Genomic DNA, 13,267 nt, shown 5'->3' with positions numbered 1-13,267 from the left:
AGCTCACCGGGAATTCGATCACTTGGACGAATCCCCGAGGAGAGTCACCCGGCGCGACGCAGCGCCCAGGCGTGCAGGCCGCGGAAGCCCTGGACCTTGGTCGGGCCGAGCGGGATCAGGCGGTAGTCCGGGTGCCCGCGCAGCGAGGCCGCCAGCTCGCGGTCCACCAGCGCCGACGCCGGGCGGGCCACCGAGGTCAGCCTGCTGGCGATGTTCACCGTCGAGCCGTAGACGTCGCCGAAGCGGGCCAACACCTGCCCCTGCGCGAGCCCGATGCGCAGCGGCGGCAGCAGGTCGTTCTTGGCGATCTCCTCGTTGAGCGTCAGGGCGATCTCGGCCGCGTCGGCGGCGGTGTCGGCCACGAACAGCACCTCGTCGCCCACCGTCTTGATCACGCGGCCGTGGTTCTCCGCGACCACGCCCCCGGCCAGCGACTCGAAGCCGTCGATCAGCCGGGCCAGCTCCAGTTCGGTGAAGTCCCGGATCAGCCGGGTGTAGCCGACCAGGTCGGCGAAGCCGATCACCTGCAGGCGCTCGTCGGCGCCCGGGTCGCGCTCGGCGAGCTCCCGCGAGGCGGTGGCCGCCAGGTGCCGCCGCCACACGTAGTCCTGCATCTGCTCCATCACCGGCAGGATCACCGAGGCCACCTGCGCGGTCGTCTCCACGTCCACCGCGAACTGGTCACCCAGCAGCGACTTGAAGATGCCGACCTGCCACTCGGCCAGCCGCGACATCGTCTGCGCCAGCGAGCGGGCCACCGCCGACTCCAGCTCGGGCGGGATCACCTCCGCCGAGACCAGCTCCACCAGCGAGCGCAGCGCGGCGACGTCGGCATCGGTGAACACCACCGCGTCGTCGTCGACGTGCGCGAAACCCATCGCCTGCCAGAGCTGCTCGGCGCGCTGCACCGGCACGCCCGCGGCCTCGGCGACCTGGTCCTTCGTGTAGCGCGGGGCGCTGCCGAGGATGGTCTTCTCCATCTCGTCGCCGCGCGCGGTCGGCCTATCGCGTGGTCCGGACAACGAGCACATCGCATTCAGCTCGACGGGACACCTCGGACGGCACCGAGCCGAGGATCCGCCCCTTCAACGTGTTCAACCCGCGGCTGCCGACCACCATCAGGTCGGCGCCCTCCCGCTCCGCGGCGGCCAGCAGCACGCCGATCGGCGCGCCGACCGCGGCGGAGGTGTCCACCGCCTTCGCGCCCGCCTGCCGGGCGACGTCGGCGGCGTCGCGCAGCGTGGCCTCGGCGGGCGCCGAGCCGACCACCTGGAAGGCCTCATCGCCCAGCTCGTCGCGCGCCTGCTCGACCTCGCGGTCCGGGGTCGGGTAGTAGGCGCAGACGATCACCAACCGGGCTGCGGAATCGCCGGCCACGGCTCCGGCGCGGGCCACCGCGCGCAGCGAGGGCTCCGAGCCGTCCGTCCCGACGACCACGGTGCGGTAACTGGACATCGCACTCCTACTTCCACTGGCTGATCCTGGCCTGGCACCGGCGTGAACCCTAACGAGCACGGTGCCACCCGGTCACGGTTCGCGAAGCGCCGCGTCCAGCTGTGAGCGGACCGACACGTCCCCACCGGCCGTTTTGTCGTGACGGCCAAACCATACCGGGAACTCTCATCCGACCCCACAACATGATCACGCACCGCAGCCGCGTAGGTTTCGCCAACAACGTGCAAACCCTTTGGTGATCCACGACACGGACGACGTTGCGCGGGACGTTCGCCGGGCCGAATCACGCCATGTACGTCACCCTTTCGCGCAAGAGAAAGCACCAGGAGTAGAACCGTGACCTCACCAAGTCTCCAGCCCGGGCGGGGGATATTCCGTCGCAAGCCGATCGACACCATCACCGAGGACACCGGTGGTGGCGGCCTGCAGAAGTCGCTCGGCCTGTGGCAGCTGACGGCGATCGGCGTCGGCGGCATCATCGGCGCCGGGATCTTCTCGCTGGCGGGCGCGGTGGCCAACGAGAAGGCCGGTCCGGCGGTGCTGATCTCGTTCCTCATCGCGGGCATCGCCAGCGCGGCGGCGGCGTTCTCCTACGCCGAGTTCGCCGGCATGATCCCCAAGGCCGGTTCGGCCTACACCTACGGCTACGCGGTGCTCGGCGAGGTCGTCGGCTGGCTGATCGGCTGGGACCTGCTGCTGGAGTACACCGCGATCGTCGCGGTGGTCGCCATCGGCATCTCCGGCTACTTCAACGAGCTGGTCGGCTTCATCGGGCTCGACCTGCCCGCGTGGATGATGGGCGCCCCCGGCACCGAGAACGGTGCCGCCCCGCCCGGCAGCTACAAGATCAACCTGTTCGCGGCGCTGCTGTGCCTGCTGATCGCCTTCATCCTCAACCAGGGCATGAAGAGCGCCGCCCGGTTCGAGACCTTCCTGGTGTACCTGAAGGTCGGCGTGGTCCTGCTGGTGATCGTCGTGGGCGCGTTCCACATCGACGCGGGCAACTACAACCCGTTCTTCCCGTACGGCATCAGCGGCGCGTTCGCCGGGGCCGCGACGGTGTTCTTCGCGGTGTTCGGCTACGACGCGATGAGCACCGCGGCCGAGGAGTCCAAGGACGCCCAGCGGCACATGCCGAAGGCGATCATGTACTCGCTGGGCATCTCGATGGTGCTCTACGTGCTGGCCTGCCTGGTGCTGACCGGCATGATCCCGTTCCAGCAGATCAGCAGCGAGAGCGCGTTCGCGTCGGCCTTCGCCGACGTCGGCCTGCCGGTGCTGGGCGCGATCATCGCGATCGGCGCGATCCTGGGCATCCTGACCGTGCTGTTCACCTTCATGATGGGCGTGACCCGCGTCGGCTTCGCGATGAGCCGCGACGGGCTGCTGCCGAAGTGGTTCGCCAAGACCCACCCGGTGCGCAAGGTGCCGAGCCGGTTCACCTGGCTGATCGGCATCGCCTCGGCGCTGATCGCCGGCCTGCTGCCGATCGGCGAGGCCGCCGAGCTGACCAACATCGGCATCCTGCTGGCGTTCGTGATCGTCTGCGCCGCGGTGATCGTGCTCCGCTACAAGCGGCCCGACCTGCCGCGCGGCTTCAAGTGCCCGGGCATGCCGATCGTGCCGATCATCGGCATCGTGTTCTCGATCTGGCTGGTCACCTTCCTGGCCCCGGAGACCTGGCTGCGCTTCGCCGCCTGGTTCGCCATCGGCCTGGCGATCTACTTCGCCTACGGCTACCGCAAGTCGAAGCTGAACCCGGCCAACACCGACAGCTCCGAGCAGTGAGCTGACCCCGGCCCCGAGGGCCGGACCCCGCAGAACGCCGGATCGCCCAGCGCGGTCCGGCGTTCTGCCGTCCGGGCTCTGCCGTCCGGGTCTGCCGCCCGGGGTCTGCCGCGATTTCAATGGAAATCGGACCTTCGATTTCAATGGAACTTGCGCCGACCGTTGGCGCGTCGGACCCACGACACACCAGCAGTGCAGGCGATTTCAATGGAAATCAGATGTCCGATTTCCATTGAAATCGCAGTCGGTGGAAGTTGATCTCCGCGATGCGGAAGGGCACGATCGATCCAGCATGTTCGCTGCGTCTCAGCGTGGAGTGGATCACAGCGCGGCGGGCGCTCAGCGGCTTAGGGTTCCGCGGAAAGTTCCTGCCGGGCCTCAACGCTGAGGGGTGCCTGTGACACGCGTTCGCGAGCTGAGCCCATATGTCGAATTGCACCGGGACCAGTGGCGGGAACTGCGAGATTCCCTGCCGCTGTCGCTGACCGAGGACGAGCTCGACGCCCTGCGCGGGCTCGGCGAGCAGGTCGACCTGGCGGAGGTCGCCGACGTCTACCTGCCGCTGTCGCGGCTGATCAGCCTGCAGGTTGCCGCCCGCCAGCGGCTGCACCAGACGACCACGACGTTCCTCGGCGAGGAGACCGGCGGCACCAAGGTGCCGTTCGTGATCGGCATCGCAGGCAGCGTCGCGGTCGGCAAGTCGACGACCGCGCGGCTGCTGCGCACCCTGCTGGCCCGCTGGCCCGACCACCCGCGCGTGGACCTCGTGACCACCGACGGCTTCCTCTACCCGAAGGCCGAGCTGGTGCGCCGCGGCCTGATGCACCGCAAGGGCTTCCCGGAGAGCTACGACCGGCGCGCGCTGCTGCGGTTCGTCACCGAGGTGAAGTCCGGTGCTCCGGAGGTGGCGGCGCCGCTGTACTCGCACGTGGCCTACGACATCCTGCCCGGCGAGCACAACGTGGTGCGCCAGCCGGACATCCTGATCATCGAGGGGCTCAACGTCCTGCAGCCGGCGCCGAGCCTGGCGGTGTCGGACCTGTTCGACTTCTCGATCTACGTCGACGCGCACACCGAGCACATCGCCCGCTGGTACGCCGACCGCTTCCTGGCCCTGCGCAGCACGGCGTTCGCGAACCCGGAATCGCACTTCCACCACTTCGCGCAGCTCTCCGACGAGGAGGCCCTGGCCGAGGCCGGCCACCTGTGGCGCACGATCAACGAGCCGAACCTGGTGGAGAACATCCTCCCGACCCGCCCGCGCGCGACCCTGGTGCTGCGCAAGGACGCGGACCACTCGATCAACCGGGTCCGGCTCCGCAAGCTCTGACGCCGCTCGCGGTCCGTCCGGCCCGTCGGGGATGGGGCCGGACGAACCGCACGCCCTGCCGCTGGGGGCGGCAGGGCGCGACGCTTCCGGAGACCTGCTTCGGGGGGAGAGAGCGGTCAACCGGTGCTCGCTCCCGCTGGGCGAGCTCCATCGAGAGTGCCGCATCGAGCGCCGCCGCGGACCGGTGCAAATACCCACATGGATACGTATTCGCGGAGAAGACCGCCACGCAGCGCGAAGTCCGCTCACGCCCCGTGGCGGGAAATCGTTGGCCCGGAACGGAATCCGTCTTTAGCATCCGTCGCATGTCGTCAACTGATCCAACCCGCGATCCCCTGCCGCTCCGGGACCGAACCGCGCTGGTGACCGGCGTCAGCCGCCGGCAGGGCATCGGGTACGCGATTGCCCGTCGTTTGGCGGCGTACGGCGCTTCGGTCTTCCTGCACCACTACCGGCCGCACGACCTCGATCAACCGTGGGGCGGCGACGACCTCGACGCGGTGCGCACCGGTGTCGCCGAACAGCTGGTGCCCGAGGCCCGGCTCGCCGAGGCCGGGCTGGACCTCGCCGAGCCGGAAGCACCGCAACAGCTGGTGGACGCGGTGGTGGCCGAGTTCGGGCACCTGGACGTCCTGGTCTGCAACCACGCGCGCAGCGGTGGGGACGGGGAGCTGGGCGAACTCGACGCGGCCATGCTCGACGGGCACTGGGCGGTGAACACCCGGTCGTCGATCCTGCTGGCGCAGGCGTTCGCGGCGCAGCACGACGGGCGGCCGGGCGGCCGGATCGTGTTCATGACCTCCGGCCAGCAGCAGGGCCCGATGCCCGGCGAAGTCGCCTACGCCGCCGCAAAAGGTGCACTCGCCGAGATCACCCTGACGATCTCCGACCAGCTGGCGGACGCCGGCATCACGACGAACACGGTGAACCCGGGTCCGGTCGACACCGGCTACCTGGATGAACCGACCTGGCGGACGATCCGCCCGATGTTCCCGTACGGCCGCTACGGCGAACCGGACGACCCGGCCCGCCTGATCGCCTGGCTCGCCACCGACGAAGCCCGCTGGATCACCGGCCAGGTCCTCAACACCGAAGGAGGCTTCGGCCGCTGGCGTCCCCGCGCCTGAGGTGCGGCGTCAATTTCTCGCGGAATTGACCGCCACCTGGCCGAACACCCTCCACGCGATCGCCCACGCGGAATGGCCCGGATCCCTGGACCTCGTGCGAGCTCTCGCCGACGACGAACACCCGGACGTCGCCGAACTCGCCGACGTGGTCCACCAGGTCCTCACCGAGGAAGGCCTGGCCTGACCTGCCCGCCGAACCCACCGACCGGTTCGGCGGTCCAAGCGAGACCGGAGGTGCGGCGACGAAGCGAGCTCCACGCCGCTGGCACCCCGCGCCGATGGCGTGGTGTTCGACCCCTGTCCGCTCCGTTTCCGCTGGTACAGACCCGTGAGTGTTTCGGGGTGCTATAACCCCACAAAACACTCACGGGGACTGAACTGGGGAAACGGGCCTCGGACCACGAGGAGGTCGCATGCGAGTCGCAGTGCTGGCCGATGTGCACGGCAACCTTCCCGCGCTGGAGGCTGTGCTGCGCGATGTCGACGCTGCCGGGGCCGACGCCGTCGTGCTCAACGGCGACCACGCCAGTGGGCCGATGCCCGCCGAGACGTTGGACCGGCTCGCCGAGCTCGGCGATCGAGCGATCTGGGTGCGCGGCAACGCCGACCGCGAACTCGTCTCGGCCTACGACGGCTCATCGGACGGCGACCTCCCCGCCACCGAATACTGCGCCTCCCGCTTGTCCCGGCAGCACCGGGATCTGCTCGCCGACCTCCCGCTGTCGGTGGTCGCGGAAGTGACGGGGCTCGGACCGGTCCGGTTCTGCCACGCCACGACGCGCAGCGACACCGAGATCGTGCTCGTGGACTCGCCGCTGGAGCGCTACCGGGAGAGCTTCGCCGACTCGGCCGAGCCGACGGTGGTGCTCGGGCACACGCACATGCCCTTCGACCGGCTGGCCGACCGCCGCCGGTTCATCAACCCGGGCAGCGTCGGGATGCCCTACGGCAGCACCGGCGCGCACTGGGCGTTGCTCGGCCCCGACGTCGTGCTGCGCCGCACCGACTACGACCTGAGCGCAGCGGCCGAGCGCTTCCGCGCAGCAGCACCCGATTTCCCCGAGCTCGCCGAGTTCATCGAGGCGAACGTGCTGACAACACCCTCCGACGCAGAAGCCCTGGCCGTCTTCTCCGCACCGTGAGTTTTTCGGGGCGTCATAGCACCCCGAAACACGCACGGGCCCTGAGCAGGGGCGACGGAGCCTATGGCGCGAGAGCACCACAATCAGCGGCGGGTTCGGCGGGCCAGGAGGAGCTGGAGGTGGGCGTTGAGGCGTTCTGAGGGGTTGGAGAGGTCTACGCCGGTGATCTCGCCCGCGCGGCGGACCCGGTAGCGGAGGGTGTTCGGGTGGACGTGCAGGCGGTCGCTGGCCGCTCGGACGTCGCCGAAGGCTTCCAGGTAGGCCAGCAGGGATCGGGCCAGGCCCGTGCCGTGTTCGGCGTCGTGCTCCTGGAGGGCCGTCAGGCGGGCGTCGCGGAAGCGCTCGTTGCTCTGCAGGACCGTCAGGAGCTCGCTGATCACCACCTGGGCGCGGACGTCGGAGATCGTCGCGATCTCCGCGTGCAGGTCGTGCGTCATCGCGTCGAGGATCCGGTCCGCTTCGGTGCGAGATTCCGCCACCTCGTCCAGGGTCCGCACCGCCGAACCCACGCCCACCTGCACGCGGGCCCGCAGGTGGTGCTTGGCCGCCGCGACGATCTCGCGCGTCAGGCTCAGCGTCGAGGCACCGGCCGAGCGCTCCGCCAGGTCCGGTAGCAGCACGTAGACGCGCGAGCCGATCGTGGTGACCAGCGCGCTGCGCCGGTACGCCGAGGCGTGCACCGAGATCAGGCTGGTCATCTCCGCGCGCTGCAGCTCCAGCTCGGAGCGGTCCGCGTTGGGTTCCGACGGGCGCAGCGTGAACACCACGACCACCGCCGGTTTCGCCGCGTCCGCGCCGATGTTGTCGGCCACCGACTGGGCGTCGATGCGGCCGTCGAGCAGGCCGGTCAGCAGGTTCTCGCGGAAGCGCGGGCCGGCCGTGGCCTCCGTGCGCTGCCGGACGAGCTGCAGCGCCGCCACTCGTGCCGCGCCGAGCAGCGCCCGCTCCGAGCGTTCCGAGAGCGGCCGGCTGCTCTCCTGCACCCAGATCGACCCCAGCGGCTGGGCTCCCGCGTGGATGCCCACCGCCATCCGGCGGCGGATGCCCAGGTCCGGGCGCTCGTCGATGCGGACCACGTCCTCACCCGCGCGCAGCCGCTGGTAGACGCCCCACTCGCGGAGCATCGCCAGGTACGGCTCGGGGCCCTGGCGGCCCAGGATGGACAGCCTGCGCAGCTCGTCGACCTCGTCGTCGGAGCGCGAGTAGGCCAGCACCCGGCTCGCGGTGTCCTCGATCGAGACGATGCCGTCCGTCATCGCCGCCACCGTCTGGGCCAGCGAGAACAGGTCGCCGAGGGCCTCCCCCACATCGGCGTCGGTGGTCAGTCGCGCGTTGTCGATCGCGGAGCGGGCAAAGGACTCCAGACGCTCCCAGCGCACCTCCGGCCGGACGCCGAGCAGCGCGATCCCGCTGTCGATCGCGGTGTCACGCAGCACCCGCACATCGGTCTCGGCGCCCACCTTCACCGCGACGGCCACCGCGCCCTCGCGCGCGGCCGCCCGCACCAGCCGCACCGCAGCCCGCCCGCGGGCGCCGATCACCAGCACGAAGTCGCCGCTGCGACCGCTGCCGGACTCCTCCTCCGGGTCGACAATGACCACGTCGCGCACCTCGACGTCGAAGCCGCGAGGCGCGGCGAGCACGTCGACCAGGGGTTCTCCGACGGCGATGAGGAGCTGGCGCAACGGCACGCCGGCCACGGCGACGCCGACCGCATCGACCTCGACTTCGCGCACTCCGAACCCCGCTTGTTCAACCGGACAACCCGATACGGACAACGATAGCCGAACGGACAAGCTCCATCGGCTAACGAAACCTTAACCTCCCAAGTAACAGCGGCTTTCCCGCACAACAGCGACTTCTCACAAGGAGGCGACTTTGGCCATGGACGCCATCACCTCGGTCCCGGTTCCGTACAACGAGCCGGTCAAGGGCTACGCGCCCGGATCGCCGGAACGCGAGTCGCTGCAGAAGCGCGTCGCCGAGCTGGAGTCCGAGCAGGTCGAGCTGACCCAGACCATCGGCGGGGTGCAGCGCCTGGCCGGTGGCGACCGCTTCGACGTCGTCCAGCCGCACGACCACGCCCACGTGCTGGGCACCGCCGCGCAGGCCACCCGCGAGGACGTCGCCGCCGCGGTGCAGGCCGCCAAGGACGCCGCCCCGGCGTGGGCCGCGACCTCGTTCGACGAGCGCGCCGCCGTGCTGCTGCGCGCCGCCGACCTGCTGGCCGGCCCGTGGCGCGACACCATCAACGCCGCGACCATCCTGGGCCAGTCCAAGTCGGTGCAGCAGGCCGAGATCGACGCCGCCTGCGAGTTCATCGACTTCCTGCGGTTCAACGTGCACTACGCGCGGCAGATCATCGCCGAGCAGCCGCGGTCGGTCCCCGGCGAGTGGAACCGGATGGACTACCGCCCGCTGGACGGGTTCGTCACCGCGATCACGCCGTTCAACTTCACCGCCATCGCGGGCAACCTGCCCACCGCACCGGCGCTGATGGGCAACACCGTGGTGTGGAAGCCCACCCCGTCGCAGCAGTTCGCCGCGCACTTCACCATGCGGCTGTTCGAGGCCGCCGGCCTGCCGCCGGGCGTGATCAACCTGGTCACCGGCGACGGCCACGCCGTCTCCGAGGTCGCGCTGACCGACCCCGGTTTCGCCGGCCTGCACTTCACCGGTTCCACCGCCACCTTCAAGAAGCTGTGGCGCCTGATCGGTGACAACCTCGACTCCTACCGCAGCTACCCGCGCATCGTCGGGGAGACCGGCGGCAAGGACTTCATCGTCGTGCACCCCTCGGCGAACCCGGCGCCGCTGGCTGCGGCGTTCACCCGCGGTGCTTTCGAGTACCAGGGCCAGAAGTGCTCGGCGGCCTCCCGCGCCTACGTGCCGCGCTCCATCTGGGAGGGCGGCCTGCGCGAGGAGCTGGCGGAGCTGACCCGCAGCATCAGCTACGGCGACGTCACCGACTTCTCCCACTTCGGCGGCGCCGTCATCGACGCCCGCGCCTTCGCCAAGCACAAGGCGGCGCTGGACCGGGCCAAGGCCACCGACACCATCGAGGTCCTGGCAGGCGGCGGCTACGACGACTCGGTCGGCTACTTCGTCGAGCCCACCGTGCTGGTCTGCAGCGACCCGGGCGACGAGGTGTTCACCACCGAGTACTTCGGGCCGATCATCGCCGTGCACGTCTACGACGACGCCAAGTACTCGGAGATCCTCGACGTCGTCGACGCCTCCAGCCCCTACGCGCTGACCGGCGCGGTGTTCGCCACCGACCGCAGCGCGATCGACCAGGCGCACCGCAAGCTGCGCGGCGCGGCGGGCAACTTCTACGTCAACGACAAGCCCACCGGCTCGATCGTCTCCCGCCAGCCCTTCGGCGGCAGCCGCGCCTCGGGTACCAACGACAAGGCCGGCTCGCTGCTGAACATCCAGCGCTGGACCAGCCCGCGGGCCATCAAGGAGACCTGGGACGCCCCCACCTCCATCGGCTACCCCCACATGGGCTGACGGTGAGGGCACCTTTGGGCGGCTTACTCGCCCAAAGGTGCCCTTCACCCCGCAAGACTCCCCCTCCGAACCCCTCGCCCGGTGTCCGCCCGCAACGACGGCACCGGCGACCGCGGCACGCATCCAGCAGGCAACGCGGAAGGCAGGAGATTCCCCCACCCCGAACACTTCCCACCAGAAGGAGAGCCGCGATGCTGCGCAGCACCTTGCTGGCCGCCGCCCGTTCCCAGGGCGTGCGCCGTCTCGTCGAGGCCAACCCGCTGACCAAGCCGGTCGTCAAGCGGTTCGTCGCCGGGACCACCCCCGAGGACGCGGTCAGCGCCACCCGAGCGCTCCGCGACCAGGGCATGCACGTCACCCTCGACCACCTCGGCGAGGACACCCTCGACGCGCAGCAGGCCGATGACACCGTCCGCGCCTACCAGCGGATGCTCTCGGTGCTCAAGGCCGAGGGCCTGGCCGACCGGGCCGAGGTGTCGGTGAAGCTCTCCGCCGTCGGCCAGTTCCTGCCCACCGACGGCGAGAAGATCGCGCTGGAGAACGCCCGGCTGATCTGCGAGGCGGCGGCCGACGCGGGCACCACGGTCACCTTGGACATGGAGGACCACACCACCACCGACTCCACCCTGGGCATCCTCCGCGACTTGCGGGTGGACTTCCCGTGGACCGGCGCGGTGCTGCAGGCCTACCTGCACCGCACCGAGCAGGACTGCCGCGACCTGGCGACCGAGGGTTCGCGGGTGCGCCTGTGCAAGGGCGCCTACTCCGAGCCGGCTTCGGTGGCCTACCAGGACAAGGCCGAGGTGGACCGCTCCTACGTGCGCTGCCTCAAGATCCTGATGGAGGGCGCGGGCTACCCGATGGTGGCCAGCCACGACCCGCGGATGGTCTCGATCGCCACCGACCTGGCCGCGCGGGCCGGGCGCGACGCGGACAGCTTCGAGTACCAGATGCTGTACGGCATCCGCGCCGAGGAGCAGCGGCGGATCGCGGCCGAGGGCGGCAAGCTGCGCGTCTACGTGGCCTACGGCGACGAGTGGTACGGCTACTTCATGCGCCGTCTCGCCGAGCGCCCGGCGAACCTGGTGTTCTTCCTGCGCTCGCTGGTCACCCAGAGCTGACGCGGCGCCCCCGCAGCGGGCCCGGTCCGGATCGCCCCCGGACCGGGCCCGCTTTCGTGGGGATGGCCACAGCTCGTACGAGCTCCGAGCCACCGCAAATACCCTGGAACGGCAAGGTCACGAGCGGGAAGAGGGATTTCGTTGACGCCCAGCTACTTCGAACGGCTCGACGCAAACCGGTTCAAGCCGACCGCCCACGCCAGCGGCGCGTGGCGCAGCGACGAGCAGCACTTCAGCCCGCTGGGCGGCCTGCTGGTGCACGCCATCGAGCGCTCCGGGGAGCGGCCGGGCCTGCAGATCAGCCGGGTGAGCTTCGACATCCTGGGCAAGATCGACCTCGACGAGTTCGAGGTGCGGGTGGAGACGTTGCGGCCGGGCCGCACCATCGAGCTGGTGGAGGCCACCGCGATCATCGGCGGGCGCCCGGTGGTCCGCGCCCGCGCCTGGTTCCTCTCGGCGCAGGACACCAGCACCGTCGCCGGCGGTGCGCCCGAGGCGCTGCCGCACCCGGACACGCTGGAGCCCTGGCCGATGAGCTCGCTGTGGTCGGGCGGGTTCATCGCCTCGCTGGAGGCTCGCACGGTCGGCGAGCCGCAGCCCGGACGTGCCACGGCGTGGATGTCCACCTCCTACGACCTCGTGGCGGGCGAGGAGGTCAGTGCGCTGGCGTCCTACATCGCGCTGGTCGACACCGCCAACGGCATCGCCGTGCGGCAGCCGCCGACCGAGTGGATGTTCCCGAACGTCGATCTGACGATCCACCTGCACCGCCAGCCGGAGAGCGGCTGGACCGGGCTGGACACCAGCGTCGTCTTCGGGAGCGACGGCCGGGGCATCACCACCACCGTCCTGCACGACACCCGCGGCCCGGTCGGCCGCGCGGAGCAGATGCTCACCGTCCGCCCGCTGACGCAGTGACCGCACTTTCCGCAGGTGGCGGCCCGTGAGTGCTTTGTGTCGCTATAGCACCACAAAGTACTCACGGGACCTGACCTGCGGAAACGGTGCCCGTTAGGTGCGTGCTGCGCGCTCGGGCAGGTGCGGCGGGGATCACGTCGGCCTGCCCGGGCGCCGCCGTTAATCTGAATCGTGAAGGACTTTTCGGATTTTCGGGGTGGGCATGGGTAGGCCATTGGCAGCGCTGTTCCGGATCGCCGTGCTCGTCGCCGCTGTCACCGGGGTCTACCTGACCTCGAAGGACGGCTTCGCCGACTCGCTGGTGTACTTCACGATCCAGAGCAACGTGCTCGTCTCGGTCGTCTTCGCCTGGGCGTCGTGGGCGACGGTGCGCGGCACCGGGCAACCACCGGCCTGGCTGAAGGGCGGCACCACGCTCTACATCACCATCACCGGTCTGGTCTACAACCTGGTGCTCGCCGACGCGCCGTTCCAGATGGGCGCGGGCACCTCCGACTTCTCCGACCAGCTGGTGCACGTCATCACGCCGGTCGCCGCCGTCGTGGACTGGCTGCTGTTCGACGAGCACCGCCGGTTCCGCTGGGCCGCCGCGGTCGCCTGGCTGGTCTACCCGGTGGGCTACCTGGTGTTCGCGCTGGGCCGCGGCACCCTGCTGGGCACCGGTTACCCGTACCCGTTCATCGACGTCGACGTCATCGGCTACGACGGGCTCGCGCTGAACCTGCTGATCTACGGAGGCGCCTTCTGGCTCCTCGGCCTGGCGCTGGTGGCCGTCGACCGCGCCCTGCCCCGCAACACCGCCGTCCCGGCCCCGGAACCGGAACGCATCGCGGCCTGACCGCAGCCGAAGGGCCAGGGCTTTCCGGTTCGCCC

At 70.2% G+C, this 13,267-nt stretch carries 12 protein-coding genes; 9 read left to right on the top strand and 3 right to left on the bottom strand.

The window, feature by feature from the left end; translation table 11 throughout:
* Positions 1-44: 44 nt before the first annotated feature.
* Together ATL45_RS24075 and ATL45_RS24070 are read right to left on the bottom strand one after the other, a co-directional pair.
* A complete protein-coding gene (locus ATL45_RS24075) occupies positions 45-1,022 on the bottom strand; it encodes an adenylate/guanylate cyclase domain-containing protein (RefSeq protein WP_246025511.1) in 978 nt (325 codons plus the stop codon).
* A complete protein-coding gene (locus ATL45_RS24070) occupies positions 1,003-1,455 on the bottom strand; it encodes a universal stress protein (protein ID WP_093153907.1) in 453 nt (150 codons plus the stop codon). Before ATL45_RS24070 ends, ATL45_RS24075 begins: the two co-directional genes overlap by 20 nt.
* Before the next feature lie 336 nt (positions 1,456-1,791).
* On the opposite strand from ATL45_RS24070, the gene ATL45_RS24065 reads away from it, so the two are divergent.
* From ATL45_RS24065 to ATL45_RS24050, 5 genes are all read left to right on the top strand, one after another.
* A complete protein-coding gene (locus tag ATL45_RS24065) occupies positions 1,792-3,243 on the top strand; it encodes an amino acid permease (RefSeq protein WP_093153903.1) in 1,452 nt (483 codons plus the stop codon).
* A 397-nt stretch (positions 3,244-3,640) separates the two neighbouring features.
* Positions 3,641-4,573, top strand: coding sequence for a type I pantothenate kinase (gene coaA / locus ATL45_RS24060; RefSeq protein WP_093153900.1), 933 nt, complete (start codon positions 3,641-3,643; stop codon positions 4,571-4,573).
* Positions 4,574-4,878: 305 nt separating this feature from the next.
* Positions 4,879-5,700, top strand: coding sequence for an SDR family oxidoreductase (locus ATL45_RS24055; RefSeq protein WP_093153897.1), 822 nt, complete (start codon positions 4,879-4,881; stop codon positions 5,698-5,700).
* 25 nt (positions 5,701-5,725) lie between these two features.
* Positions 5,726-5,884, top strand: coding sequence for a hypothetical protein (locus tag ATL45_RS39035; protein WP_170210334.1), 159 nt, complete (start codon positions 5,726-5,728; stop codon positions 5,882-5,884).
* Positions 5,885-6,113: 229 nt separating this feature from the next.
* Positions 6,114-6,842, top strand: a complete 729-nt coding sequence (locus tag ATL45_RS24050) for a metallophosphoesterase family protein (protein WP_093153895.1) — start codon at positions 6,114-6,116, stop codon at positions 6,840-6,842.
* 83 nt (positions 6,843-6,925) lie between these two features.
* Here ATL45_RS24050 and ATL45_RS24045 read toward each other — a convergent pair whose 3' ends face one another.
* Complete coding sequence (locus ATL45_RS24045; protein ID WP_093153892.1) at positions 6,926-8,578, bottom strand: PucR family transcriptional regulator; 1,653 nt, start codon at positions 8,576-8,578, stop codon at positions 6,926-6,928.
* Between the two features lie 148 nt (positions 8,579-8,726).
* Here ATL45_RS24045 and pruA point away from each other — a divergent pair, with 148 nt between their 5' ends.
* The 4 genes from pruA to ATL45_RS24025 all read left to right on the top strand — a co-directional run bounded on the left by pruA (position 8,727) and on the right by ATL45_RS24025 (position 13,232).
* Positions 8,727-10,355 (top strand): L-glutamate gamma-semialdehyde dehydrogenase, encoded by a 1,629-nt coding sequence (pruA, locus tag ATL45_RS24040; protein WP_093153890.1) that lies wholly within the window; start codon positions 8,727-8,729, stop codon positions 10,353-10,355.
* 191 nt (positions 10,356-10,546) lie between these two features.
* Positions 10,547-11,476 carry a proline dehydrogenase family protein gene (locus ATL45_RS24035; RefSeq protein WP_093153887.1) on the top strand — a complete coding sequence of 310 codons (930 nt, stop codon included), beginning with the start codon at positions 10,547-10,549 and terminating at the stop codon, positions 11,474-11,476.
* A 141-nt stretch (positions 11,477-11,617) separates the two neighbouring features.
* The gene (locus tag ATL45_RS24030) at positions 11,618-12,394 is read left to right on the top strand and encodes a thioesterase family protein (RefSeq protein ID WP_093153885.1); all 777 of its coding nucleotides are present in this window, start codon (positions 11,618-11,620) and stop codon (positions 12,392-12,394) included.
* Between the two features lie 202 nt (positions 12,395-12,596).
* Positions 12,597-13,232 (top strand): Pr6Pr family membrane protein, encoded by a 636-nt coding sequence (locus tag ATL45_RS24025; protein WP_143121671.1) that lies wholly within the window; start codon positions 12,597-12,599, stop codon positions 13,230-13,232.
* The last annotated feature ends 35 nt before the right edge of the window (positions 13,233-13,267 follow it).

The sequence above is a fragment of the Saccharopolyspora antimicrobica genome (assembly GCF_003635025.1).
Taxonomy (GTDB): domain Bacteria; phylum Actinomycetota; class Actinomycetes; order Mycobacteriales; family Pseudonocardiaceae; genus Saccharopolyspora; species Saccharopolyspora antimicrobica.
The sequence above is the reverse complement of the archived record's forward strand: the minus strand, read 5'-3'. Positions and strand labels throughout refer to the sequence as shown.